20 protein-coding genes and 1 pseudogene are annotated in these 24,088 nt (G+C 69.5%); 15 read left to right on the forward strand and 6 right to left on the reverse strand.

The window, feature by feature from the left end; genetic code table 11:
* Window positions 1-100 precede the first annotated feature (100 nt).
* Window positions 101-487 (reverse strand): DUF4440 domain-containing protein, encoded by a 387-nt coding sequence (locus ACVOK1_RS10625; RefSeq protein ID WP_481562000.1) that lies wholly within the window; start codon window positions 485-487, stop codon window positions 101-103.
* Window positions 487-1,662, reverse strand: a complete 1,176-nt coding sequence (locus tag ACVOK1_RS10630; RefSeq protein WP_481562001.1) for an MFS transporter — start codon at window positions 1,660-1,662, stop codon at window positions 487-489. The genes ACVOK1_RS10625 and ACVOK1_RS10630 overlap by 1 nt, the downstream gene beginning before the upstream one ends.
* Window positions 1,663-1,767: 105 nt before the next feature.
* On the opposite strand from ACVOK1_RS10630, the gene ACVOK1_RS10635 reads away from it, so the two are divergent.
* The gene (locus ACVOK1_RS10635; protein WP_481562002.1) at window positions 1,768-2,673 is read left to right on the forward strand and encodes a LysR family transcriptional regulator; all 906 of its coding nucleotides are present in this window, start codon (window positions 1,768-1,770) and stop codon (window positions 2,671-2,673) included.
* Window positions 2,674-2,800: 127 nt separating this feature from the next.
* Here ACVOK1_RS10635 and ACVOK1_RS10640 read toward each other — a convergent pair whose 3' ends face one another.
* Entirely contained in the window at window positions 2,801-5,596 is a 2,796-nt protein-coding gene (locus tag ACVOK1_RS10640) for a beta-glucosidase family protein (RefSeq protein ID WP_481562003.1), read from the reverse strand.
* A gap of 334 nt (window positions 5,597-5,930) precedes the next feature.
* On the opposite strand from ACVOK1_RS10640, the gene ACVOK1_RS10645 reads away from it, so the two are divergent.
* Both ACVOK1_RS10645 and ACVOK1_RS10650 read left to right on the forward strand, forming a co-directional pair.
* Window positions 5,931-6,365, forward strand: a complete 435-nt coding sequence (locus ACVOK1_RS10645; protein WP_079222247.1) for a VOC family protein — start codon at window positions 5,931-5,933, stop codon at window positions 6,363-6,365.
* Between the two features lie 311 nt (window positions 6,366-6,676).
* Window positions 6,677-7,381: a helix-turn-helix domain-containing protein gene (locus ACVOK1_RS10650; RefSeq protein ID WP_481562004.1), complete on the forward strand. Its 705-nt coding sequence runs from the start codon at window positions 6,677-6,679 to the stop codon at window positions 7,379-7,381.
* A gap of 7 nt (window positions 7,382-7,388) precedes the next feature.
* On the opposite strand, the gene ACVOK1_RS10655 is transcribed toward ACVOK1_RS10650, so the two are convergent.
* Window positions 7,389-8,279 carry a sterol desaturase family protein gene (locus tag ACVOK1_RS10655; RefSeq protein ID WP_481562005.1) on the reverse strand — a complete coding sequence of 297 codons (891 nt, stop codon included), beginning with the start codon at window positions 8,277-8,279 and terminating at the stop codon, window positions 7,389-7,391.
* A gap of 320 nt (window positions 8,280-8,599) precedes the next feature.
* On the opposite strand from ACVOK1_RS10655, the gene imuA reads away from it, so the two are divergent.
* The 4 genes from imuA (at window position 8,600) to ACVOK1_RS10675 (ending at window position 14,328) form a co-directional block, all read left to right on the forward strand.
* Window positions 8,600-9,220 carry a translesion DNA synthesis-associated protein ImuA gene (gene imuA / locus ACVOK1_RS10660; RefSeq protein WP_108769137.1) on the forward strand — a complete coding sequence of 207 codons (621 nt, stop codon included), beginning with the start codon at window positions 8,600-8,602 and terminating at the stop codon, window positions 9,218-9,220.
* A gap of 9 nt (window positions 9,221-9,229) precedes the next feature.
* The gene (locus tag ACVOK1_RS10665; RefSeq protein WP_108769138.1) at window positions 9,230-10,639 is read left to right on the forward strand and encodes a Y-family DNA polymerase; all 1,410 of its coding nucleotides are present in this window, start codon (window positions 9,230-9,232) and stop codon (window positions 10,637-10,639) included.
* Window positions 10,640-10,645: 6 nt separating this feature from the next.
* Entirely contained in the window at window positions 10,646-13,756 is a 3,111-nt protein-coding gene (locus ACVOK1_RS10670; protein ID WP_481562006.1) for an error-prone DNA polymerase, read from the forward strand.
* A gap of 65 nt (window positions 13,757-13,821) precedes the next feature.
* Window positions 13,822-14,328: a hypothetical protein gene (locus ACVOK1_RS10675; protein WP_108769140.1), complete on the forward strand. Its 507-nt coding sequence runs from the start codon at window positions 13,822-13,824 to the stop codon at window positions 14,326-14,328.
* Between the two features lie 101 nt (window positions 14,329-14,429).
* On the opposite strand, the gene ptsJ is transcribed toward ACVOK1_RS10675, so the two are convergent.
* Window positions 14,430-15,716 (reverse strand): MocR-like B6 salvage transcription factor PtsJ, encoded by a 1,287-nt coding sequence (gene ptsJ / locus ACVOK1_RS10680; RefSeq protein ID WP_481562007.1) that lies wholly within the window; start codon window positions 15,714-15,716, stop codon window positions 14,430-14,432.
* Window positions 15,717-15,791: 75 nt separating this feature from the next.
* On the opposite strand from ptsJ, the gene ACVOK1_RS10685 reads away from it, so the two are divergent.
* The 3 genes from ACVOK1_RS10685 to ACVOK1_RS10695 are packed head-to-tail and all read left to right on the forward strand — an operon-like array spanning window position 15,792 to window position 17,499.
* Window positions 15,792-16,565: a YggS family pyridoxal phosphate-dependent enzyme gene (locus tag ACVOK1_RS10685; protein WP_481562008.1), complete on the forward strand. Its 774-nt coding sequence runs from the start codon at window positions 15,792-15,794 to the stop codon at window positions 16,563-16,565.
* Window positions 16,562-17,275 carry a glutamine amidotransferase gene (locus tag ACVOK1_RS10690; protein ID WP_481562009.1) on the forward strand — a complete coding sequence of 238 codons (714 nt, stop codon included), beginning with the start codon at window positions 16,562-16,564 and terminating at the stop codon, window positions 17,273-17,275. The genes ACVOK1_RS10685 and ACVOK1_RS10690 overlap by 4 nt, the downstream gene beginning before the upstream one ends.
* Complete coding sequence (locus ACVOK1_RS10695; RefSeq protein ID WP_406235879.1) at window positions 17,275-17,499, forward strand: hypothetical protein; 225 nt, start codon at window positions 17,275-17,277, stop codon at window positions 17,497-17,499. Before ACVOK1_RS10690 ends, ACVOK1_RS10695 begins: the two co-directional genes overlap by 1 nt.
* Before the next feature lie 14 nt (window positions 17,500-17,513).
* Here ACVOK1_RS10695 and ACVOK1_RS10700 read toward each other — a convergent pair whose 3' ends face one another.
* Entirely contained in the window at window positions 17,514-18,458 is a 945-nt protein-coding gene (locus tag ACVOK1_RS10700; RefSeq protein WP_481562010.1) for a class I SAM-dependent methyltransferase, read from the reverse strand.
* Between the two features lie 137 nt (window positions 18,459-18,595).
* On the opposite strand from ACVOK1_RS10700, the gene ACVOK1_RS10705 reads away from it, so the two are divergent.
* From ACVOK1_RS10705 to ACVOK1_RS10725, 5 genes and pseudogenes are all read left to right on the forward strand, one after another.
* Entirely contained in the window at window positions 18,596-19,105 is a 510-nt protein-coding gene (locus ACVOK1_RS10705; RefSeq protein WP_481562011.1) for an RNA polymerase sigma factor, read from the forward strand.
* Window positions 19,102-20,028 carry a FecR family protein gene (locus tag ACVOK1_RS10710; protein ID WP_481562012.1) on the forward strand — a complete coding sequence of 309 codons (927 nt, stop codon included), beginning with the start codon at window positions 19,102-19,104 and terminating at the stop codon, window positions 20,026-20,028. Before ACVOK1_RS10705 ends, ACVOK1_RS10710 begins: the two co-directional genes overlap by 4 nt.
* A gap of 64 nt (window positions 20,029-20,092) precedes the next feature.
* Window positions 20,093-22,569: pseudogene (locus ACVOK1_RS10715) on the forward strand (TonB-dependent receptor).
* On the forward strand, window positions 22,556-23,356 hold the full coding sequence (locus ACVOK1_RS10720) for a ChaN family lipoprotein (RefSeq protein WP_481562013.1): 801 nt from the start codon (window positions 22,556-22,558) through the stop codon (window positions 23,354-23,356). Before ACVOK1_RS10715 ends, ACVOK1_RS10720 begins: the two are co-directional and overlap by 14 nt.
* Entirely contained in the window at window positions 23,349-24,068 is a 720-nt protein-coding gene (locus ACVOK1_RS10725) for an energy transducer TonB family protein (RefSeq protein ID WP_481562014.1), read from the forward strand. Before ACVOK1_RS10720 ends, ACVOK1_RS10725 begins: the two co-directional genes overlap by 8 nt.
* Window positions 24,069-24,088: the final 20 nt, after the last annotated feature.

Below are 24,088 nucleotides of genomic sequence, written 5' to 3' on the forward strand. Positions count from 1 at the left end.
GTGCCGGGTGGAGCGGGCGGGCTGGGCGCGCGCGGGCGCCCTGACTCGGCCGGGGGGGGCGGGGTGGGCGGGCGACCCCGCCGCCCCCGGCCACTACCGATCAAGCGGTTGCCACTTCATGCAGCGCCAGCCAGCGCCAACGCCCCTGCTCCTGCCGCAGCACCGCCAGCGATTCCCGCCATGCGACCGCCCCATCGCCCACTGCATGCCCCTCGCGATAGCGCAGCACTGCCAGCGGTGACGGTGCTTCAATCGCCTGCACGGCGTCGATGGCGATGCGCAGGCCAGGGCGCGCACCATGCCCACCCACGAACAAGGCCTGCACCGCCTGCCGATCCAACCGCCGCCCGGCGATGCCGACCATGCTGAAGTCCGCGCTGAAATGCGTCATCAGATCGTCGAGTGCTTCGGCGCCGACTTCGGCGCGGAACCAGGCTTGAAGCTTGTCGTGCAGTTCGTGGATTTCATGTTCGGCAGTGCGGTGCATCAGGCATTCTCCGGTTGCGCAAGTGTCAGGGGCTGCGCGCGGCGCAACAGCGCCAGCGGCAGCAGGGTAAGGAAGGCGGCCAGGCCCAGCGCCACGCCGGTGGCCCGCGTCGGCAGCCACTGCATGGCCAGGGCCAGCAGCAGCGCGATGGCGGCGGTGCCAAGACAGAAGCTGAGCTGGCGGTTGAGATTCCACAGCGCGCTGGCATCACCCAGCGCCTCGGCCTCCACACCATGGAAGGCCAGCGTCTGCGCAGTGCTGCTGCACAGGCTGCCGCCCGCCCCCATCAGCGCAAACAGCAGCGCCGCCAGCGCGAACGAAGGCTGCGGCAGCAAAGCCATCAGCAGCAGGCCACTGGCCTGCAACAACATCCCGCCGCGCAGCACCGCCGCAGGCCCGAAGCGCGCCAGCAGGCGACGGCTGCCGGTGATGGCCACTGCCGAGGCCAGCGCCCAGGGCAGCATCAACGCACCGATGCGTGCAGCGCTGAAACCGGCCTGGTGCAGCTGCAGGGTGCTGGCCAGCTGGCTGCCGATGAACACGCCCGGCACGGCCAGATAGACCAGCATCGCCAGCCGCAGCCCGCGATGGGACAGCAGCGACCAGCGCAGCAGCAGCTGTGCCTGCCGGCGCGCGTGGCGCAGGTGGGCCGTCGCCAGCACCAGCGCCAGCAGCAGTACCGCACCGGCACTCCGTTGGCCGGGTTCACCCAGCCAGGTAAGCGCCATCAGCAGCATGCCCAGCGCGCTCATCGCCGTGGCCAGCGCAAAGGCCTGCAGGCGCGGCGCGGTGCGTTCACCGTCGGCCGGCATCCACGCCAGTACCAGACCCATCGCCGCCAGTGCCAGCGGCAGGCTGGCCCACAGCACGCCGCGCCAGGACAGCCACTGCACCAGCAGCCCACCCAGCGCCGGTGCCAGCGCCGGTACCAGCAAGGCCACCAGCAGGATGCGGCGGGTCAGCGCGCCGCGCTGGTCGGGGGTGCACTGCCGGTAGGCCGCGGCCTGGGCGACCGGGATCAGCAGGCCACCGGCCAGGCCCTGCAGCAGCCGCCAGCCCAGCAGCCAGCCGATGCCCGGCGCCGGGTAGGCCACCGTGGCGATGAACATGTTGACCAGGTCCAGGGCGAACACCAGCAGGAAGATCGCCTCATGGCGCAGGCGGGGGGACGGCATCGGCGGCGTTCCAGCGGGGAAGCAGGCAGGATGCCCTGCACCGGCTGTTGGAAAAACACGACAGCAGCTGCAACACTGTCAAATCTGTTTTGACAATGAATCGCCATGGTCAGCCTGGATCGCTTCGACATCTTCCGCGCCGTGGTCGAGGCCGGCAGCCTCACTGCAGCCGCCGACCGCCTTGGCCTGAGCCGCGCGGTGGTCAGCTTCAACCTGAAGCGGCTGGAGCAGGAACTGGGGGTGACCCTGCTGCTGCGCAGTACCCGCCACCTGGCCCTGACCGAGGCCGGCGAACAGTTCCTGCAGCACTGCGTGCAGGCCCTGGATGCGGCCCAGGCGGCCATCGATGCCGCGCGCCGCGACCAGCACCAGCTGCAGGGCACACTGCGCCTGACCACCACGCCGGAGTACGCGCAGCTGCGACTGATCCCGGCGTTGGAGGCATTCCGCGCGCGGCATCCGGCGCTGCAGCTGCATCTGTCCACGTCGCCCGCACCGGCCGACCTGATTCCCGAGCGTTTCGACGTAGCCATCCGCCTTGGCTGCCTGCCGGATTCAGGCCTGCATGCCAGCGAACTGGAACGGCATCCGCTGTGCGCGGTCGCCGCGCCTTCGTTGTTGGCGCGCCTGCCCTCTGCCGATGCGGCCGATGATCCGGTGCAGCTGGGCACCCTGCCCCGCCTCGGCTATCCGCGCCTGGCCGATGTGCCGGTGGTGGCGCCGGACGGCAGCGACGCGCTGTTTGCCACCAATCCGGGCAATGCCGTGGTACGCGTGGACGGCGCCAGCAGCCTGCGCGCCTTCGCCCTGGCCGGCGCAGGCGTCACCGTGCTGCCGCGCTGGCTGATCGAGGACGATCTGGCCCACGACCGCCTGCGGCCGGTACTGCGCCAGCACCGCTTCCCGCAGCAGAGCGTCTACGCCGTCTACCCGCACAGCACGCAGCCCTCGCCGAAGGTGCGCCACCTGATCGATTTCCTGCGCGGGTGGTTCACCGGCACGCCCGGGTGATGACGGCGTCCGCCGGAGATGCCATGACCAGGTAGCGCCGGGCCATGCCCGGCGAGCGCAGCGGCAATCCACAAAAAGAAACGGCCCCATTCGGGGCCGTTCCTTCAAACATCAACAACCCGCTGGATCAGCGCAGCACCTGCTCTACCAGCTGCACGTCCACGCTCTGCAGCGGCTCGGCCGCGTTGCGCGACAGCTGCACCTGGTAGGTGCCGCCGTCGATCTTCCACTGGCGCGCCTGCGCATCGTAGTGGGCCAGGGTCTTCGGCTCGGCTTCGATGCGGATGCGGCGCTGTTCGCCCGGCTGCAGCTGCACCTTGTCATAGCCGATCAGGCGGATCGGCGTGGTGCTGCCAGCCGGCAGCTTCAGGTACAGCTGGGCCACGTCCGCACCGGCGCGCTTGCCGGTGTTGCGGATGTCCACGCTGGCGACCAGGCGCGAACCCTCCACGCTCACCTTCAGGTTTTCATAGGCGAACGAGGTGTAGGACAGGCCATGGCCAAACGCGAAGGTCGGGGTCAGACCCTTGGCGGCCATCCACTTGTAGCCGACGTTGGCGCCTTCGATATCGAAATCGAACACGTCGCCGAACTCCTTCTTCGGCTTGAAGCCCAGGCCGTCGATGTGCGGGCGCGGCAGCTGCGATTCGTCCACCACCCAGGTCACCGGCAGGCGGCCGGACGGGTTGGCCTGGCCAGTCAGCAGCGCGGCGATGCCTTCGCCACCGCGGATGCCCGGGTACCAGGCCTGCAGCATCGCCGGCACCTGCGCCAGCCACGGGGTACGCACCGGGCCATTGGTTTCCAGCACCAGCACGGTCTTCGGGTTGGCCTTGGCCACCGCCGAGATCAGCGCGTCCTGCTTGTCGGGCAGCTGCATGTCCGGCAGGTCCACCGATTCGGCCGCCCACTGGGTGGCGAACACGATGGCCACGTCGGCCTGCGCGGCCGCCTTGGCCGCGGCGGCGGCATTGGTGCCGTCCACATATTCGATGGTCGCGTCCGGACGCGCTGCACGCAGCGATTCCAGCGGCGAGGACGGATGGAAGATCACCGGGCCCGGCCAGGTGGTCGGCATCACGCCCGGCACCGCGTTGGTGCCCTTGGCGGTCACGCCCACCATCGACGAACCACCACCACCGATCACGCCCTTGTCGGCATGGCCGCCGATGATGACGATGCGCTTCACGCTGTCGGCCAGCGGCAGCAGGCTGCCCTCATTGCGCAGCAGCACGCTGCCCTCTTCCACCGTGCGCTGGGCAACGGCGTAGCCGGCTTCGGCATCCACCTTCTGGTGCTGCGGCGGGTTGTCGAAGTTGCCATGCAGGAACATCGTGCGCAGGATGCGCGCCACCATGTCGTTCAGGCGCGCCTGCGGCACCACGCCGCCGTGCACGGCCAGGCGCAGCGGCTCATCGAAGAACACCGCGGCGTCGAACACTTCACCGGCCGACTGCTGGTCCAGGCCGGCCAGCGCCGCCTTCGAACCGCTGTGCACGCCGCCCCAGTCGGACATCACGAAACCGGGGAACTTCCATTCCTGCTTCAGCACCTGGTTCATCAGGTAGCCGTTCTCGCAGCCGTAGGTGCCGTTGATCTTGTTGTACGAGCACATCGCCACGCCCGGGCGACCGGCTTCCAGCGCGATCTCGAAGGCCAGCAGGTCCGATTCGTGCATGGCCTGTTCGCCGATGCGCACGTCGTGGAAGTTGCGGCGGGTCTCCATGTCGTTCAGCGCGAAGTGCTTCATCGAGGAGATCACGTGCTGGCTCTGCACGCCCTGGATCAGCGCGCCGACCATCGAACCGGCCAGTAGGGGGTCTTCACCGGCGTATTCGAAGTTGCGGCCGTTGCGCGGGTCACGCTGCAGGTTGACGCTGCCTGACAGCAGGATGTTGAAGCGCTGCTGCCACGCTTCGCGGCCCATGGTCGCGCCACCGGCGAAGGCCACTTCGCGGTTCCAGCTGGAGGCGGTGGACGGGCCGGACGGCATCGCGGTGGCGAAGTCGCCCGGACGGATGCCGCCCGGATTGGTCACGCCCACGCCGGCATCGGCCGACTGCTGCGCCGGAATGCCCAGGCGCGGCACCGCCGGCACGAAACCGGCCGAACCCACGGCGCCTTCCGGCAGCGGGCCACCGTCCTTGCCCAGCCCGAAGTAGCTGTGCAGCATCTGGAACTTCTCGTCTTCGGTCATCGCCTTCAGCAGCAGCGCAGCGCGCGCATCGGCGTTGAGGGTGGCGTCCATCCACGGCTGTTCGCCGCCCTTGTCGGCCACGTAGGCCAGGGTCAGCAGGGTCGCGCGCAGGGCACTGCCATCGATCTTGAACGGCGCGCTGCTGGCACCCTGGAAGCCATCGCTGAAGTAGCTGGCGTCGGCTTCCAGGGCCACGCGGGCCGGATCGAAACCGGCGGCCTTGGCCGATTCACCGGCCACCGCACCCAGCAGCACGGCCGGTGCGCCCAGGCGCGAACGGGTGACCAGGGCCGGCAGGCGCGCGGCGCCCGCACCGGCATCGGTGTACAGCGCCACGGTGTGGCGGCCATCGTCCAGGCGCAGGTAGTTCAGGCCCGGCTGGTCGGGGCCGGATTCGGCGGCGATCGGCAGGCGGGTCAGCACGGCCTGGCCCTGCTGGGTCTGGCCGTCATCCTTGCCGGCGGCGATGAAGCGGTATTCGTAGCCCAGGCCATCGGCCAGCAGCTGCAGCGGATCGACCTGGCCGATGCCGCGCTGCACCTGGCGCACGCTGACGGCGTCCACCTGCAGGGACTTCAGCTGGGCAGCCAGGGCGGGAATGGCATCGGCGGTCGGCGCCTGGTCCAGGGTCAGCACGGTGAAGGCGGCCGTATCGGCCCAGGCCGGGGCGGCCAGCGCGGCAGACAGCGCAAGGGACAGGGCAAGCGGCTTTGTAAACGTTTTCATCGGCGGGCGTAATTCCGTTGCCAAGGCAATCGGTCCAGGGAAAGTGCCGCCGAAGGGTGCAGCGTTCATGCCGCGCGGGCGTTGCCAGGCAACACACCGCGGGCCAGGGGACGGACCGGTCTGCGCGCGGGACCCTCCTCCCGGCGTGACAACCTGCCTGCCCGGGCCGCAAAGCGACCCATCTTGTTAAGATTGTGCGAGGGCATCGATGGCTGTCAACAGGACCTAAGTCACAGGCGCCCCTATGGCCTTGGTTATCAGGCCATCACCGGCGGTCATCAGCGGGCCGCAGGGCCGTACCGATAATGGGAGTCCCCGGCGATGGACCGAGCCCATGAACGTACACCGCACTTTCGACCACCTCTGGCGCGACCGCTGTGATACCTCCAGCCAGCGCAGCCCGCGCGTGCTGATCCGCGTGTTCGTCACTCCCGGCGAGCTGGAGCGCAGCGTGGCGTTCTACGAGCAGCTGCAGGGCGTGGTGGCCGATGCCGGCTTTCCGTTCCCCGATGCCGGCCTGCGCCTGGCCATGGTCGGTGCGTTCCTGCTGATCGAGGGCAGCGATGACGCACTGGCGCCGTTCACCTCCACCACCGGCACCCTGCTGGTCGATGATGTGCGGCCCTATCACGACAGGCTGGTGGCGGCCGGCGCCGAGATCATCTTCCCGCTGCAGGTGGTGCCCACCGGCGCGGCGTTCAATGCGGTGCATCCCGATGGCACCGTGGTCGAGTACGTGCACCATCGCCCGGATCCGCACGGGCGGTGATGGGACGGCCGGGCTGCCGCCCGGCACCCGCTGACGTCAACGTCAACGTCAACGTCAAAAGCCTGCATTCCGTGGGATGGCGGGGTGGGTCCGGTTAAGGGGACGCTGCAAGTACGTCCATGTAAGCTCGGTCGCCGCATCCATGCGGCTCACGCCCCTGCCACCGAACCCACCCCGCCTTCGACAGTTTCCTGCGAGCTGTTGGAACCTGCTGCTGATGTAAGCTGCTGCTTATGGTGGTGGGTGCCGACCGTTGGTCGGCACGGGGTCGGATCTCCATGGATTCGATTCCGGTGGCGGTCCATCCACGCATGGCGTGGATCTACACTACCCGCATGCCCCACCCCGCCCTGCCCTGGACTGGCACCCTGCTGCTGGATGCACACGCCGCCCTGCTGCAGGGCCATGCCGGTGGCAGCGGCACGCACGCGCACTACGCCCACCAGCTGCTGCTCAGCGATGACGCGCCCTGGGAGGTGGAGATCGACGGCGTGGCGCAGCACGGCCAGCGCCTGTGGCTGCCGTCCTTCGTGCCGCACGCCATCCTCTCGGCGCCGCAGGACGGTTGCACCCTGTTCCTGGAACCGGCCCACGCTGATCTCGAACAGATCCAGCAGCAGCTGCCCACGCTGCCCACCGACATTACCGCCCTGCAGCAACGCCTGCCGCAGCTGAGCCGTGCGCAGCCGCTGGACCGCCGCGTGCAGGTGGCGCTGGAACGCATCGCCCAGCACCTGCCCGGCCCGGTGCCCGCCGCCGACATCGCCGGGGCCGCGCACTTGTCCACCAGCCAGCTGCACCGGCGCTTCCAGTCCGATCTCGCCGTGACCCTGCGTGGCTGGGTGCTGTGGCAGCGGCTGCGCATCGCCCTGGCGCATCACCTGCGTGGGCACAGCCTGACCGACAGCGCGCATGCCGCCGGTTTCGCCGATCTGGCCCATCTGTCGCGCAGCCTGCGCCGCATGTTCGGCATCGGTGCGGCGCAACTGCAGGGCCTGCAGCTGCGCGCTGCCTGAGGCGCACTCAACGGCGACGGCGCAGCCCTTCGGGCACCTCGGGCACCGGCCCATGCGGCAGCGCACGGAACGGCGCCAGCAGCTGCCCCGCATAGTCACGCGGGTACTCCGGCTGGCTGCCGATGCCCAGGTCACGCGTCCCCAGGCGATAGTCCGGCGCATCGAAGGACGTGCCCAGCAGGCGGTCCCAGACGGTCAGGAACAGGCCGAAGTTGACGTCACCGGCGGTGCCGTAGCGCATGTGGTGGAAACGGTGCAGCGGCGCCCAGGCCATCACCCGGCCGAGCACGCCGGGACGCATGTCCACGTTGGAATGCTGCAGCAGCAGCTGGATGGCGATGGCGAAGGCCAGCACCGCCGCCACCGGCAGCGGAAGGCCCAGCAGCAGCAACGGCAGCACGCCGCCCACCGCCTCGGCGGCTTGGTGCAGCGGGTGCTTCATCAGGCCGTTGAAGCCGTACATGCGGGTCACGCTGTGGTGCACCGCGTGCAGCCGCCACAGCCAGCCGATGCGATGGCTGGCGTAGTGCACCAGGGTGATGCCGAGATCGGCGGCGATGATGGCCACCAGCACCTGCAGCGCGAACGGCCACTGCTGCGGCCACGCCTGCCACGGAATGATCGCCGCCAGCAGCGGGACGGCCGCGATCGACAGCAGGTTCAGGCCTTCGTTGACCACGGCGTGCAGGGTGTCGCGCAGGCGATCGCCGTGGTCGTGGTTGAACGCCGGGTCGTAGGGCCAGAGGCGTTCGGCCACGAAGGAAACGCCGATGGCGAGGGCAAGCAGAGGCAGCAGCCACAGCGGGTCGCCGTGGTGGTGGCCGACCCAGGCGATGGCGGCGGCAATGAAGCCAGACAGGAACAACGGGGCGTACAGGCGGAGGATCCAGCGTTTCATCGGCAGGCCATGAATGAGGGGCCTGCAGGGTGGCCCCGGCGCCCCCGGCCGGGATTGAACAAACGGCGCAACGCGCAGGCCGACGGGGTCGGATCCCTTTCGCAGAAAGGGCTCCGACCCCATTCACGATGACCCCATCCACGCATGGCGTGGATCTACCGGCCCACCCCGGAATTTCATTAGTAATTCTACTCACAAGGCGAGTAACATGTCGGTCTCAGCCCCTGATCCCGACCCGTCGATACTCGCTCCATGCCCGCCGTTTCCGCCCATTCCTGCCGCTTCCCGCCTGACCGGCGCCTCCCCTGGAGGACCGGCTGATGGGGGCCGTCGTCGCGCTCGACCGTCTGCTGGACGGCCGCCAGCTGTGGCGTGGCCCGGCACGCACCGGGCCGGCCAGCGACCACCTGGCCAGCGGCCACCCGGCGCTGGATGCCCGCCTGCCCGGCGGCGGCTGGCCGGCCAGCGGCCTGTGCGAGGTGCTGCAGGATGCCCCCGGGGTGGGTGAGCTGGCCCTGGTCTGGCCGGCACTGGCCAGGTTGAGCCAGCGCGACCGGCCGATCGTGCTGGTCGCCCCGCCCTACCGTCCGCACGCCCCGGCCTGGGCCGCGGCCGGCCTCGACCTGGCCCAGCTGCAGATCATCCAGGCCGCGCCGAAGCAGGCCCTGTGGGCGGCCGAACAATGCCTGCGCTCGGCGGCCTGTGCCGCGGTACTGTGCTGGCCGCAGCCGCAGCAGGCCGATGACCGTTCGCTGCGCCGCCTGCAGGTCGCCGCTGACAGCGGCCAGTGCCTGGGCTTCGTGTTCCGCGACGTGCGCGCCGCACGCAATCCCTCCCCGGCCAGCCTGCGCCTGCAGCTCGACCACGGCCAGGTGCGGGTGCTGAAGTGCCGCGGCGGCCTGCCACCGGCGCAACCGCTGCCGCTGGCCATCGCCCACTGAGGCCGCGCCATGCATTGGGCCTGCCTGTTGTTGCCGCAGCTGGCGCTGGACAGCGTGCTGCGCCTGCAGCCGGACCCGCAGCGGCCGCTGGTGCTGCTGCAGGGGCCGGCGCAGCGCCGCGTGCTGCGTGCGGTCAGCCCGGCGGCGCGCGCGGCCGGCCTGCGCCCGGGCATGCTGCTGTCGGCCGCGCAGGTGCTGGTGCAGGACATGCAGCTGCACGATTACGACCCCAGCGCCGAACAGCACACCCGCCAGCTGCTGGCCAGCTGGGCCTATGCGTACAGCTCGCAGGTCAGCCTCGATTTCCCGCATGCGCTGGTGCTGGAAATCGGCGCCAGCCGTGCCCTGTTCGGTGATTGGCTGAAGATCGAGAAACGCCTGCGCGATGGCCTGCACGAGCTGGGCTTCCGCCATCGCCTGGTGGCCGCGCCCACCCCACATGCCGCACGCGTGCTGGCCAACGTGCACGATGGCCTGGGCGTCGACATGCAGCAGCTGCCAGCGCTGCTCGCGCAGTTGCCCCTGTCGCGCTGCGGCCTGCCCGCCGAGGCGGTCACCGTGCTCGGCCGCTCCGGCCTGCGCACGCTGGGCGCCGCGCTCGACCTGCCGCGCGACAGCCTGGCCCGGCGCTTTGCCCCCGATGTGCTGCAGCAGCTGGATGCACTGCGTGGCCTGCCGGCGCCGCCACTGCGCTATTACCAGCCCCCGGACCGCTTCGATGCGCGCATCGAATTCGAGTACGAGATCGAATCCAGCCAGGCATTGCTGTTCCCGCTGCGCCGCCTGCTGCTGGACCTGGCCGCCTTCCTCTGTTCGCGCGATGGCGGCGTGCAGCGCTTCGACCTGTATTTCGAACACGACCTGCTGCCGGCCAGCGTGCTGACCATCGGCCTGCTGGCCCCCGAGCGCGATGCCGCGCTGCTGTTCGAGATCGCCCGCAACCGCATGGAAGCCTTCGCCCTGCCCGCCGGCAGCCGGGCACTGCGCCTGCAGGCCGAACACCTGCCGCCGTTCGTGCCGGCCGCGCGTGACCTGTTCGACACCCGCCCGGCGCAGGCGATGCCGTGGACCCAGCTGCGCGAGCGCCTGCGCGCACGCCTCGGCGATGACGCCGTGCAGCCGCTGGCGGTGCAGGCCGACCATCGCCCCGAATGTGCCAGCGGCACCCAGCCGGCGGCCAAGCCCCCCGCGTACTGGCCGCTGCGCCCCGGCTGGCTGCTGGACACGCCGCAGCCGCTGCGTGACCCACGCCTGCGCATCGTCGCCGGGCCGGAGCGGATCGAATCGGGCTGGTGGGACCAGGCCGACGCGCGCCGCGATTACTACGTGGTGGAAACCGCGCACGGCCAGCGCGGCTGGGCCTTCCGCCCGCGCAACGATCCGCATGCGCCGTGGATGCTGCACGGCTGGTTCGGTTGAAGCGCCATGACCGCCACCGCCCCTGCCTATGCCGAACTGCACTGCCTGTCGGCCTTCAGTTTCCAGCGCGGCGCGTCCACCGCCGATGAACTGTTCGCGCGTGCCGCCGGCCAGGGCTACCGCGCCCTGGCGATCACCGATGAGTGCTCGCTGGCCGGCATCGTGCGTGCCTGGCAGGCAGCGAAGACGCACGGCGTGGCGCTGGTCATCGGTGCCGAATTCCAGGTCGAGGACGGGCCGAAGATCGCCCTGCTGTGTACCGACCAGGACGCCTATGCCGGCCTGTGCCAGCTGATCACCACCTGCCGGCGGCGCGCGGGCAAGGGCGAATACCGCTGCCTTCGCGAGGATCTGCACGGCCTGGCCGAGGGCCTGCTGTGCCTGTGGCTGGACCGCCAGCCCGATGCCAGCCACCTGCAGCTGCTGCGCAGCGCCTTCAGCGACCGCCTGTGGCTGGCGGTGGAACTGCACCACGAACACGACGACGTGCGACGCCTGCTGCAGCTGCAGGCCTTCGGCGAGCGCCACGCATTGCCGCTGGTGGCCAGCGGTGACGTGCACATGCATGTGCGCCGCCGTCGCGCCCTGCAGGACACGCTGACCGCGATCCGCCACCGCTGCAGCGTGGCCGAAGCCGGTTGGCGGCTGTTTCCCAACGGCGAACGCCACCTGCGCCCGCGCAGCGCGCTCGCCCAGCTGTATCCGCCCGGGCTGCTGGCCGAGACCCTGCGCATTGCCGAGCGCTGCCACTTCACCCTGGACCAGCTGCAGTACACCTATCCACGGGAGCTGGTGCCCGACGGGCAGACGCCGGACAGCTGGCTGCGCGAACTGGTGGAAGAAGGCATTCCCGAGCGCTGGCCACGAGGCATCCAGCCGGCGCAGCGCGCGCAGATCGAACACGAGCTGGCGTTGATCGCCAAGAAGAACTACGCCTCCTACTTCCTCACCGTGCAGGACATCGTGCGCTTCGCGCGCAGCCAGCAGATCCTCTGCCAGGGGCGTGGCTCGGCGGCCAATTCGGCGGTGTGCTTCGTGCTCGGCGTCACCGAGATCGACCCGGCGCGCAGCAACCTGCTGTTCGAGCGTTTCATTTCCGATGAGCGCGACGAGCCACCGGACATCGACATCGATTTCGAGCACGAGCGGCGCGAGGAAGTGCTGCAGTACGTGTTCAACCGCTATGGCCGCGAGCGCGCCGCGCTCACCGCCGTGGCGATCAGCTACCGCGGCCGCAGCGCGATCCGTGATGTCGCCCGCGCGCTCGGCCTGCCGATGGACCAGGTGAACGAGCTGGGTGCGGCGATGGACCACTGGGGGGGCAACATCCCGCTGCCGGACACCCTGCGCGAACGCGGCTTCGATCCGGACACGCCGCTGATGCGGCGCCTGCTGTCACTCACCGAAGAGCTGATCGATTTCCCCCGCCACCTGTCGCAGCACCCGGGTGGCTTCGTGATTTCCGAACACCCGCTGTCCACCCTGGTACCGGTGGAGAACGCGGCCATGGCCGGGCGCACCGTCATCCAGTGGGACAAGGACGACCTGGATGCCACCGGCCTGATGAAGGTCGACTGCCTGGCGCTGGGCATGCTCACCGCCATCCGCAAGTGCCTGGCCATGCTGCAGCAGCACGGCCTGCACGAAGGACGCATGGATGCGATTCCAGACGAGGATGGCCCGACCTACGACATGATCTGCGCCGCCGAAACCATCGGCGTGTTCCAGATCGAATCGCGCGCGCAGATGGCGATGCTGCCACGCATGCAGCCGCGCACCTTCTACGACCTGGTGATCGAAGTGGCAATCGTGCGCCCGGGCCCGATCCAGGGCGACATGGTGCACCCCTACCTGGAGCGCCGGCGGATCCTGCGCGAACAGGGCCCCGAGGCACTGAACGATCCGGACAACCCGCTGTACCCACCGCAGCTGGAGCGCGTGTTCGCACGTACCCTGGGCGTGCCGCTGTTCCAGGAACAGGTGATGCAGCTGGCGGTGGATGCCGCCGGCTACAGCGCCGGCGAAGCCGATGCACTGCGTCGCTCGATGGCCGCGTGGAAGCGCCACGGCGGGCTGGAGCCACATCGCGAGAAGCTGTTGACCGGCATGCTCGACCGCGGCTACAGCCTGGAATTCGGCGAGCGCCTGTTCGAGCAGATCAAGGGCTTCGGCAGCTATGGCTTCCCCGAGAGCCATGCCGCCAGCTTCGCCCTGCTCACCTATGCCAGCTGCTGGCTGAAGTGCCACTACCCGGCCGCGTTCACCGCCAGCCTGATCAACAGCCAGCCGCTGGGTTTCTACAGCCCCGACCAGCTGCTGCAGGATGCGCGCCGTCATGGCATCACGGTGCTGCCGGTGGACGTGCGCCACAGCGACTGGGATTGCACTCTGGATTTCAGCAAGGGCGCAGCGGCAATCCGGCTCGGCCTGCGCCTGATCGATGGCTGCAGCGAAACGGCAGTGCAGGCACTGATGCGCGAACGCGCGCGCCGCTCGTTCGACGATGTCGGCGATCTCTGCCAACGCACCGGGCTGGACCGGCGCCAGCAGGGCCTGCTGGCCGATGCCGGTGCGCTGCGTGGGCTGAGCGGCCACCGCCATCGTGCGCGCTGGGATATTTCCGGCGTGGAAAACCGGCTGCCGCTGTTCGACCAGGCCCGCGCCACCACCGAGGCCCGCGTGGCCCTGCCGCTGCCCAGCGCGTGGGAGGACATGCAGGCCGATTACCGCAGCACCGGCACCACGCTCGGCCGCCATCCGATCAGTTTCCTGCGCGCGCAGTTGCGTACCCGTGGCTGCCTCGACGCCGCACAACTGGCAGGCCACGGCCATGGACGCCGCGTGCGCATCGCCGGCCTGGTACGCATGCGCCAGCGCCCGCAGACCGCCAGCGGCGTCACCTTCCTCACCCTGGAAGACGAGACCGGCATGGTCAATGCCGTGGTCTGGCGGCACGTGGCCGACCGCCAGCACCGCGTACTGGTCGATACCCAGCTGATGCAGATCGACGGCCGCCTCGAACGCGTCGATGGTGTACAGCATGTGATCGTGCAGCGCATGCTGTGCCTGGATGAACTGCTGCAGGGCCTGCGCAGCCACAGCCGCGATTTCCATTGACCGCGCGGCCCTACCCATCCGCTTTTGCATCCGCTATCGTCGGCACATCCAAGGAAGGACGAACGATGGCCCGCGCACTGATGCTGACCACCCTGGGGGTGTCGACCCTCGCCCTGCTCGTTTCCGGCTGGACCGCCTGGAACCTGCACCACAGCCAGTCACCGCAACGGGTGATCGAAGCCCGCGGCCTGGTCATCCACGATGACAAGGGCCAGGCCCGCGTCATCCTCGGCGCCCCCGTGCCCGATCCGCTCAGCAAGGGCAAACCGCAGGGCCCGCGTGCCACCGCACTGTCGGGCATGATCCTGCTCGGCCCGGATGGCTCCGAACGCGGCGGCTACGGCACCAGCGACCGCGGTGGCGAAGCCCTGCTGACCCTGGACGATGCCAGCGGCACCACCGAAGTATTCAAGGTCGTGGCCAACCCTGATCGCGGCGCGAGCCTGATGGTGCGGCACCAGAACAACACGGGCGCCATGCTCACCTCATGGCAGGGCAAGCCGGAACTGGTGTTCCTGGATGACACCGGCCAGACCTACTACGTGCGACCCGGCGCCAACGCCGCGCCCTGATCGTTCTGTAGAGGCGAGCCATGCTCGACTTCTGTTGGCAGAAACCAGTCGAGCATGGCTCGACTCTACAATCCAAACGAAGCAGTCGAGCAAGCTCGACGCTACGCACCGCACACCGCCAGCAGATCATCGGCCAGCCTGCGCAGCTCCGCCGCCCCCAACGCCGCACAGGTAATGCGCAACCCATGCGCCGGCGCCGCCACCGCAAACACCTCACCACCACGCACATGCCAGCCGCGTGCCGCCAGCGCCAGTACCTGCGCGTGGCTGTCACCCGACAGCGGCAGCCACAGGTTCAAGCCCTCCATCGGCAGCGGCGTCTGCAGCCCGCGCGCGCGCAGCAGTTCCTGCAATGACTGCAGGCGCTGCTGGTAACGCTCGCCCGCTGCGGTGATCTTTGCCCGTTGCGGCGCCGACTCCAGCACCGCGCTGGCCGCATCCTGCAGCAGGTGGCTGACCCAGCCGGTGCCGGCCGCCAGACGCAGGCGCAGCACGCTGGCAGTGGCAGCATCGCAGCCCAGCCACGCCAGCCGCAGGTCCGGCCCCAGCGCCTTGGACAGCGACCGCAGCAGCGCCCAGCGCCGGCCATCGTCCGGCAGCACTGAATGGTAGGGCTGCTGAGAAAGCAGCGCGTAGTGATCGTCGATCAACACGGCCACCTGCGGGTAACCGGCCAGCAGCTGCCGCAGCGCCCGCGCCCGCTTCGCATCCAGGCTGGCGCCGGTGGGGTTGTGCGCACGCGGGGTCAGCAGCACCGCCCGCGCACCGGCCTCCAGCGCTGCACGCAGCGCCTCCACCTGCATGCCGTGCGCATCCACCGCCACCGGCAGCACCGCGTGCCCGCCCGCGGCCAGCACGTTGAGGCTGCCGAGGAAGCACGGATCCTCGATCGCGATGCGGTCACCCGGCAGCAGCCACGCCGCCAGCAGGCGCTCGATGCCATCCACCGCCCCATGAGTCAGCTCCAGCGCATAGCCGGCCGGGCAATGCGGGTCCAGCGAGGCGCGCGCCAGCCGCTGCATGCGCACATCCACCGTCTCCGCCCCGTACAGCCGCGGGGCCGCGACCTGAACGCGCAGCGTGGGAAGAAGCCGCGGGTCCGGGTTGCCCCCGGCCAGGTCGTGCAGGGCCAGGCCCGGTGCGCTGCCTTCGCGGGCCATGGCCTGTACCGGCCCACGCACCACCGTGCCACGGCGGCCGCCGGTGCCGGCCAGGCCGGCACCGTCCAGGCGCTTGTAGGCGGCCGCCACGGTATTCCGGTTCACCCCCAGCTGCTCGGCCAGCTCCCGCACCGGCGGCAGCACGCTGCCCGCGGCCAACTGGCCGTTGCCAATGCCCTCACGGATGCTGTCGAAAATGGCCTCGGCACTACGCCCGGTGATTTTCATTTTGTCCTATGCCAAACTAACCCTTGTCCTGTGCCAGTGTATCCCACCCTGGCCACCCCGCACCGGAGGTCCCCCATGCCCCTAGCCGCCGCCGACTGGCCCGTCGCCCAGTCCGTCGAACAGATCGCTGCCAACCTGGTCACCGTGCGCCAGCGCATCGCCGATGCCTGCATGCGGGCCGGCCGCGACCCGGCCAGCGTGCGCCTGTTGCCGGTCAGCAAGACCGTCGACGAGGCGCGCATCCGCATGGCCGTGGCCGCCGGTTGCCACGAACTGGGCGAGAACAAGGTGCAGGAAGCCCAGCGCAAGGCGGAGTCCATGGCCGACCTCGGCGTGCACTGGTCGGTCATCGGCCACCTGCAGACCAACAAGGCCCGCTATGTCGCCCGCTTCGCCAGCGAGTTCCAGGCCCTGGACAGCCTGCGCGTGGCCGAGGCGCTGCAGCAGCGGCTGCAGCTGGAGGACCGTACGCTGGACGTGTTCGTGCAGGTCAACACCTCGGCCGAACCCAGCAAGTACGGCCTGGAACCGGACGCCGTCGCGGCCTTCGTGCAGCAGCTGCCCGCCTTCGACCGCCTGCGCGTGCGCGGGCTGATGACCCTGGCGATCTTCACCACCGACGTCGAACGCGTGCGCGCCTGCTTCGTGCGCCTGCGCGAACTGCGCGACCAGCTGCAGCACAGCGCACCGACGGGCATCGACCTGTCAGAACTGTCGATGGGCATGTCCGGTGATTTCGAGGTCGCCATCGAGGAAGGCGCCACCGTGGTCCGTGTCGGCCAGGCGATCTTCGGTGCGCGCGCGACGCCGGACAGCTTCTACTGGCCCAGCGCCGGGAAGCCGGCATGACGGCCGCTGCCGGCAAGCACGCCGTGGTGCTGCAGCACGTTGCCTTCGAAGACCTGGGCACGCTGCAGCCGCTGCTGCTCGCGCAGGGCTGGACCGTGCAGGTCCTGCAGGCCGGCGTCGATCCGCTGCAGCCCGCCGAAGCGGCCGACCTGCTGGTGGTGCTCGGCGGCCCGATCAGCGTCAATGACACAGCCCTCTACCCGTTCCTGGCCGACAGCATCGCCCTGCTGCAACACCGCCTGCAGCAGCAGCGGCCGACGCTGGGTATCTGCCTGGGCGCGCAGCTGATGGCGCGTGCCCTGGGTGCCACGGTCGCGGCCAGTGGCGGCAAGGAAATCGGCTTCGCGCCGCTGCTGCTGACCGAAGACGGCCAGCGCTCCCCGTTGCAGGCCCTGCAGGGCATCCCGGTGCTGCACTGGCATGGCGAAGCCTTCGAGCTGCCCGACGGTGCGCGGCGCCTGGCGAGCACGCCGGCCTGCCGCCACCAGGCCTTCGCTGTCGGTCAGCATGCGCTGGCCCTGCAATGCCATCCGGAACTGGACGCGCGCCAGTTCGAGCGCTGGCTGATCGGCCACACCCTGGAGCTGGCCCAGGCCGGCATCGATCCCAACGACCTGCGTGCGCAGGCCCGTCGCTACGGCGCGCCGCTGGCCGCTGCAGCCAACGCCATGTTCGCGCAGTGGCTGCAGCACCTGCCGGAGAACCCGTGATGCATTACCGCCTGACCATTCATCGCCACGGCCAGTACTGGGGGCAGTTCGACTGCGAGGGCCCGGGTGCCCTGCAGCATCTGGACGCCCTCGCCGCGCGCCTGCCCGCCGAAGACGGCTTCCTGCTCCAGCGCCTGAAGGGCGTGGGCGAGGAGCGCATCCTCTCCAGCGGCGCCGACGGCCTGCGCGTGCTGGCGGCGCAGATCCAGTACAAGCCGCTCTGAACTGCAGCGGAGAACTAGCCAGCTCGCGCCGTGATCGGCAAGCCCAAGTGGTCCTGGTGGATGATTCCCCACTGCGGATGCTCGTTGCTATGCAGCTTGATGTCGACAAAGCCAACGTCCGCCAGCCATCTTTCCAGATCCGCATACGCATAGATTCTGAGTTCCAGGGTTGACCCATCCCCGCCGTGAAAGCAGAGATCGGAGAACCGCTGTTCCACACCAGTTTGAGTGATGTTCACGAGAACCCGATTCGCCCCCTCCCCTTCTATCCAGTACTCGTGAAGCTCGGGAAAATGCTCGATCGTGGTGTCATGAAATCCATAAGGAACGGTAAGCGCCAGGAGCCCACCAGGCTTGAGAAGCGCACGCAGATTGCGCAGTGCATCGACGCAAGGGCCATCCACGTGCTCCAACACGTCGGAACTGACCACAAAGTCGTATCTCCCAAGGTGCTGCTGGGCGGGCGCGCGGATATCCAGCACTGGCTGCATGTGGAAGAACGTGTTGATGTAGTTGAACGTTCTCTCCAGGGCCGCCGCATAGACGTCGGCATCGCTCATTCCGATACCTCTTATGCTTCCGCGCCTGGCCATCCGCTCCAGTATTCTGATCCTGCCGGAACCATCCAGTTCGGTCTGAAGTGCAGACATGAGAGCACGGAAGCGAAGTGTCGACCCGCAGGCAAGGCAGCTCCGCATCTCCCTCGCGGAAATCACTTCGCGCGATGCCAACAGGCGGAAGCCGCAGACATTGCAGATCGGCTTTTCGGCCGATGGCGTCATTGAGGGAAAGGCGTAGGGGCGGACGGCATTGACGGTACGTCGTGCTAGACGGCGGAGAGCTCGGTACATGCGGACCCCCATGGCTGGACTGACGCCCAATCTAGCGCAGCCCAGATTGATGAGACAGACCAGGCTTCCAAAGTCTGGAATCGCAAGCAGTCTGTACCTGCGCGTCATGGTTCGCCCCCCCTGCAACGACCACCGCAGCCTGATCCCGACACCACCTCTAATGCAAATGCTTCTCTTTTACTGTAAGGTGCAGCCGCTGCCCTTGCCGCCGCGGGCTGTTCCTCCACCCTGCCCCCGCCCGCCTTGTGTCCACGCCTGTCGAACAGACGGATGTCGCGCATCTGTGCGCAGCCCATTACCGGCCGCTGCATGCCCACGTCCGCCGCAAACTCCCGCAACGCAGCGACGCCGATGACGTCGTCCAGGAAACCTGGCTGCGCGTCGTCAAGGTCGCGGCCAGCGGACTGCTGGGCAACGGTCGCGCCTATCTGTACCGCGTCGCCCACAACCTGATCGCCGACCACTACCGGCAGCGCGCGCGCCGCCGCGAGGACGTGCTGGACGACGCCCAGCTGCTGGCCATCGCCGACCCCGCGCCGCTGCCCGAACAAAGCCTGCTCGACGCCGAACAGCTGCGCCATCTCGACGCGGTCATCGCCGCCCTGCCTGCACGTTCGCGCCAGGTGTTCCTGCTGGCGCGGGTGGAACAGAGAGGGCTGGCCGAGATCGGCCGCCTGCTCGGCATCACCCGGCAGACCGCGCACGGCCACCTGCTGCGTGCACTGGTCGCCGTGCAGCAGGTACCGCAGGCGTGAGCCACGACGCCATCGCCCAGGAAGCCGCCCGCTGGTGGCTGGACGGCCATGACGGCCACCGCGACGAGAACGCGTTCGCCCGCTGGATCGCGGCCGATCCGCGCCATGCCGCGCAGTACCAGCATCTGCAGGCGCTGTGGCAGGCCGGCACGGGCCTGCCCAGCGTGCAGCGGCAGCAGCAGCGGCAGCACCGCCGACGCCTGCGCGACGCCGGCATCGCAGTGCTGCTGCTGTGCGCGCTGGGGCTGTACAGCCGCCACGTGACCCCGCCCCCGGCACAGGTCGTACGCACGGCTGCGGGCCAGATCCGCGAGGGAACCCTGCCTGATGGCTCGCAGTTGCAGCTGGCGCCCGGCAGCGAGATCCACGTCCGCATCGATGGCAAGCGTCGCCAGCTGCAGCTGCAGCAGGGCCAGGCGTGGTTCAAGGTCGCTGCCGACGCCGCCAGGCCATTCCAGGTACACACGCCGCACGGCACGGTCACCGCGCTGGGCACCGCCTTTGATGTCGCCGTCGGGGAACACGCCAGCAGGGTCGTCGTCACCGAGCACACCGTGCAGGTGGACAGCGGCCCTGGCCATGCCGAAGCCCAGCAGGGCCAGCAGATGCGCTTTGATGGTAACGGCACGACCGAGGCCACCGACATGGAAAGCGGTGCACTGGCCTGGCGCGAGCGGCGCCTGCACTGGGTCTCCGCGCCGCTGGCCACGGTCGCGCAGGGGCTGGATGCCTGGCACGGCGGCCACACCTGGATCATCGGCAGCGCACTCCGGCAGCAGCCGGTCAGCGTGCTCGGCAGTGCCGACGGCGCTGCCGAAAGCCGTGACCAGCTCGCCACGCAGCTGCACGTGCGCGTGCTGCGCCTGCCCGCTGGCATGCAGGTCTGGATGGCGCCGCACGGCGAGCCGCGCGATGCACCCTGACATCGGCCCCATCGCCGCGTCTACCCAGGTGAACGACGCCCCGCGTCATCCCCTGAAGCCTTCGATGCTGTGTCACCGCCCCCTTGTTCTTGCCCTGTCGCTGGCGTGTGCCGGCGCCCTGCCGCTGTTGCCCGCACCCGCCCGCGCACAGGCTGCGACGCGCCACTACGATCTGCCCGCGCAGCCTCTGGCCCGCGCACTGGATGCCTACAGCCGCCTCACCGGCGTGGACCTGGTGATGGCCACCGCACTCCCCGCGGGCCAGATGGCGCCCGCCCTGCAGGGTGACTTCGATGACACCCAGGCGCTGGCCGCCTGCTGGCCGGCAGCAACCTGCGGCCGCGCTTCATCGACGCCCGCCATGCCACCCTGGAACCGGCGCCGCCCCAGCACGACGACGGCAGCCGCCGCACCGGTCCACTGCGCGTGCAGAGTGACAGCGCGCGCGGACCCGTCGCCGATACCGCTGCCAGCGCCAGCCAGTACGTCGCCCCCACCGCCGATGGCTTCACCCCTAAGGTCGGCAGCGAACGCGTGGCGATGGCCGAACGCCAGGACGGCAACAGCCTGCTGCGCTCGATGCCCGGCAGCCACAGCTTCCACTCGCGCAGCCAGCCGGGCCTGCAGGTCAACATCCGCGGCATGACCGGCGCCGGCCGGGTCAACACCATGATCGACGGCGTGACCCAGACCTTCCGCAACAACGCCGGGCATGGCTCCGGTGGCCCGTTCGCCTATGTCGATCCGTTCCTGCTGGCCGGCGTTGACGTGCAGCGCGGCGCAGTGGCCGGTGCTGACGGCGCCGGCACGCTGGCCGGCAGTGCCAACTTCCGCACGCTGGACATCGACGATCTGCTTGGCGAAGGTCGCGACTGGGGCCTGCGTGCCGGTTACCGCCACGGCAACAACGGCTACGGCGATGGCCGCACCTTTGCCGGCGCCTGGCGCCACAGCGAGGACGGTGGCGACCGCCAGTTCGGCCTGCTGGCAGCGGCCAGCAGCAGCCGCAGCGGCGAATACGCAACCGCCAACGGGCAGAAGAACAGTGCCGATCCGGCCAGCCAGCAACCCAGCAGCTGGCTGCTGAAGGCACGTCTGCAGCCCAGTGACCAGCATCGGCTGGACCTGAGCCACATGCGCTATGAAAACGACTTCTACCACAACTACCCGTGGCAGATTTCCGCGCGCAACCAACGCGCCAGCTACCACTACACGCCCTACACCCCGTGGCTGGACGTGCGCGTCACCTTCGCAGGCAACAAGACTCATCTGTACTACCCGCCCGTGGAGGATTCCAGCTTCATCGGCCGGCGCACGCACAGCAGCCTGAGCAGCTGGACCGCGGACAACACCAGCCGCTTCGAGATCGGCGCCGTGCAGGCGCGTTGGAACACCGGCATCAAGCACCAGTCGGACATCTTCGTGGCCGACACCCCCACCCTGCGCGGCGCCAACCCGCAGGGCCGCAGCCAGCTGGACAGTGTGTTCAGTACGCTGGAGCTGCAGTCCGACCGCTACGCGATGACGGCCGGCCTGCGCCAGGAACGCTATGGCATCAGCGGCCACATCCCGGTCTGTTCCGATGTGCCGGGCCAGTGTGCGGACATCGGCGGCGGCGGCATCGACGTGCGCCGCACCCAGCATGCGCTCAGCCCGAACCTTGCATTCTCGGTGCAGGCCACCGATTGGCTGCAGTTGTTCGTCGAAGCCTCGCGCACCTCGCGCGCGCCGCGGGTGCAGGAAATGTTCTTCGAGAAGATCCCGCTGGAAGGCATGAGCGACGCCGATGGCGTGGGCGCCAACCCGTTCCTGCGGCGCGAGCGTTCACGCAACCTGCAGTTCGGCGCCAACCTCAGTACCGACTCTCTGCTGGTCGACGGCGATCTGGCCCAGCTGCGGGTGACCCGCTTCGACAACCGCATCCGCGATTACATCAAGCCGCAGTACCTGCTGGTGGTGCACCCGCCGGAAGTGGCGCCGCTGGTGGTGGCCATCGACAGCGACGAGCAGCTGAGTGCCTGGACCGACGTGCTCGATGCCGATGACTTCACCACCACCACCCGCTGGATGAACCAGCCCGGCATCGTGCGCATGCGTGGCATCGAACTGGAAGCCAACTACAGCAGCGAGCACTACCACGCCACGCTGAGCTGGACCCGCTCGCACACCAGCGCGCCCACCATCGAATACGTCAACCTGGAAGACATCACCGCCCTGCCCGACCGCTACTGGACGCTGGATGTGGGTGGCAGCTGGTGGCAGCAGCGCGTGCAGGCCGGCGTGCGCGCCGAATACTCCGGCCCCACCGAGGAAGGCTACGACTTCTTCCAGACCCGCAAGACCGGCGGCACCGGCGTGCTGCTGGACTTCTACGCCAGCTTCAAGCCGCAGCCCAACACCACGCTGTGGTTGAACGTCGAAAACCTGCAGAACAAAGCCTATGACAACAATGCCTCGATCGACAGCATCTTCAGCCCGATCCTGGACCGCGGCAACGGCCGTGGCCGGACGGTCTCGATGGGCGTCAATGTGGCGTTCTGAGCGCCGCTGGCTGCTGCTGTGCCTGCTCGCGTTGGCGGGCATCGCCGGCGCGCAGCCGATGCCGGGCAGCGTCATCGACCTGGCCACGGGCGAGGCGCTGGACGAAGCCGGCTTCGTCCAGCGCGTGGCCACGGCGCAGCGCGTACTGCTGGGCGAACGTCACGATGTCGAGGCCGACCATGCTGCCCAGCGCTGGCTGCTGGCGGCCCTGCAGAAACAGCGCCCGCAGGGCGCCCTGGTGCTGGAGATGATCGCGCAGGAACGCCAGGCGCGCCTGCAGCGCGTGCAGCACTGGTTGGCCAAGGGCAACCGGGCCGACGGCACTCGCCTGCAGGAACTGCTGGGCTGGGACCCGCGCTGGCCGTGGCAGGCCTATGGCGGACTGGTGCAGGACGCCGCTGCCGCCGGCATTGCACTGCACGGCGGCAACCTGTCGCGCGCCGAAGTCGATACCCTGCTGGCTTCGATGGGCCCGGTCACCTTCCCGGTGGCCGATGCGCGGCAGCGGCTGTCGGCAGTCGTGCTGGCCCAGCATGCCGGCGCTGCGCCGATGCTGGAGGGCATGCTGGCCGTGCAGCACGCGCGCGACACGCGCATGGCGCAGGTGTTGGCGACGGTGCCCGCACCGGCCCTGCTGGTCGCCGGACGCTGGCACGTACTGCGCGGCACGGGCGTGCCCGGCCACCTGCCGCCCGCGACGCCGGCGCTGGTGATCGCGCTGGCCGCACCGGGCGAAACGCTCGACGTGGGCGACGCCGATCTGCTGTGGGTCGCTGGCGATGACTGAGCGCAGCGGCCACTGGCCGGCCATCGCCATCAGCGTTGGCCTGCATCTGCTGCCGCTGTTGCTGCTCGTGCACTGGGTGGCAACGCCACCGGCGCTGCCGCCACCGGAGCAGGACATGCGCATCAGCCTGCGCCTGCTGGCACCGGCCGCGCCGCCGCAGCCCATCGAAGAGCGCCACGCCGATACGCCGCGCCCGGCGCAGCAGGCCAGTGCGCCGCAGCCCAGCAAGGCGCCACCGCCGCCGCTGCCCACGGCCGCGCGTGAAGGCGAACTCGCGGCCAGCGAAGCTGGCGGCAGCGGCAAGCAACCGCTGCTGGTTGCGCTACCTGCTGCAAGCACCAACGCCGCGCCGGCAACCGCCTCGGTCGCTGCGGCACCGCCCACGCCCGACGCACCACCGGCCGACCTGCAGGCCGGCGCCGCCAGTGACCAATGGGAAGCCCGGCTGATGGCGCGGCTGCAGCGCTACCGGTTCTACCCGGCTGCCGCACGCGCACGACGCCAGCAGGGCACGGCCTGGGTGAGGGTCAGCCTCGATCGCGAAGGGCGACTGCTCGCATTGCGGCTGGAACAGTCCAGCGGCCACGCGCTGCTGGATGAAGCCGCGCTGCAGACCTTCCGCCGCGCGCAGCCGCTGCCGCCCATTCCCGATGAGATGAACGCACCGCAGGAACTGGTGGTACCGGTGGAGTACTACCTGCACCAGACGTAACGAATGTAGAGTCGAGCCAT

The sequence above is a fragment of the Stenotrophomonas sp. STEN087 genome (genome assembly GCF_056759115.1).

Excerpts from the sequence above, each read along its gene's own strand:
- ACVOK1_RS10625 (WP_481562000.1), bottom strand. The coding sequence starts at position 487 with ATGCACCGCACTGCCGAACATGAAATCCACGAACTGCACGACAAGCTT.
- ACVOK1_RS10630 (WP_481562001.1), bottom strand. The coding sequence starts at position 1,662 with ATGCCGTCCCCCCGCCTGCGCCATGAGGCGATCTTCCTGCTGGTGTTC.
- ACVOK1_RS10635 (WP_481562002.1), top strand. The coding sequence starts at position 1,768 with ATGGTCAGCCTGGATCGCTTCGACATCTTCCGCGCCGTGGTCGAGGCC.
- ACVOK1_RS10640 (WP_481562003.1), bottom strand. The coding sequence starts at position 5,596 with ATGAAAACGTTTACAAAGCCGCTTGCCCTGTCCCTTGCGCTGTCTGCC.
- ACVOK1_RS10645 (WP_079222247.1), top strand. The coding sequence starts at position 5,931 with ATGAACGTACACCGCACTTTCGACCACCTCTGGCGCGACCGCTGTGAT.
- ACVOK1_RS10650 (WP_481562004.1), top strand. The coding sequence starts at position 6,677 with ATGGCGTGGATCTACACTACCCGCATGCCCCACCCCGCCCTGCCCTGG.
- ACVOK1_RS10655 (WP_481562005.1), bottom strand. The coding sequence starts at position 8,279 with ATGAAACGCTGGATCCTCCGCCTGTACGCCCCGTTGTTCCTGTCTGGC.
- imuA (WP_108769137.1), top strand. The coding sequence starts at position 8,600 with ATGGGGGCCGTCGTCGCGCTCGACCGTCTGCTGGACGGCCGCCAGCTG.
- ACVOK1_RS10665 (WP_108769138.1), top strand. The coding sequence starts at position 9,230 with ATGCATTGGGCCTGCCTGTTGTTGCCGCAGCTGGCGCTGGACAGCGTG.
- ACVOK1_RS10670 (WP_481562006.1), top strand. The coding sequence starts at position 10,646 with ATGACCGCCACCGCCCCTGCCTATGCCGAACTGCACTGCCTGTCGGCC.
- ACVOK1_RS10675 (WP_108769140.1), top strand. The coding sequence starts at position 13,822 with ATGGCCCGCGCACTGATGCTGACCACCCTGGGGGTGTCGACCCTCGCC.
- ptsJ (WP_481562007.1), bottom strand. The coding sequence starts at position 15,716 with ATGAAAATCACCGGGCGTAGTGCCGAGGCCATTTTCGACAGCATCCGT.
- ACVOK1_RS10685 (WP_481562008.1), top strand. The coding sequence starts at position 15,792 with ATGCCCCTAGCCGCCGCCGACTGGCCCGTCGCCCAGTCCGTCGAACAG.
- ACVOK1_RS10690 (WP_481562009.1), top strand. The coding sequence starts at position 16,562 with ATGACGGCCGCTGCCGGCAAGCACGCCGTGGTGCTGCAGCACGTTGCC.
- ACVOK1_RS10695 (WP_406235879.1), top strand. The coding sequence starts at position 17,275 with ATGCATTACCGCCTGACCATTCATCGCCACGGCCAGTACTGGGGGCAG.
- ACVOK1_RS10700 (WP_481562010.1), bottom strand. The coding sequence starts at position 18,458 with ATGACGCGCAGGTACAGACTGCTTGCGATTCCAGACTTTGGAAGCCTG.
- ACVOK1_RS10720 (WP_481562013.1), top strand. The coding sequence starts at position 22,556 with ATGTGGCGTTCTGAGCGCCGCTGGCTGCTGCTGTGCCTGCTCGCGTTG.
- ACVOK1_RS10725 (WP_481562014.1), top strand. The coding sequence starts at position 23,349 with ATGACTGAGCGCAGCGGCCACTGGCCGGCCATCGCCATCAGCGTTGGC.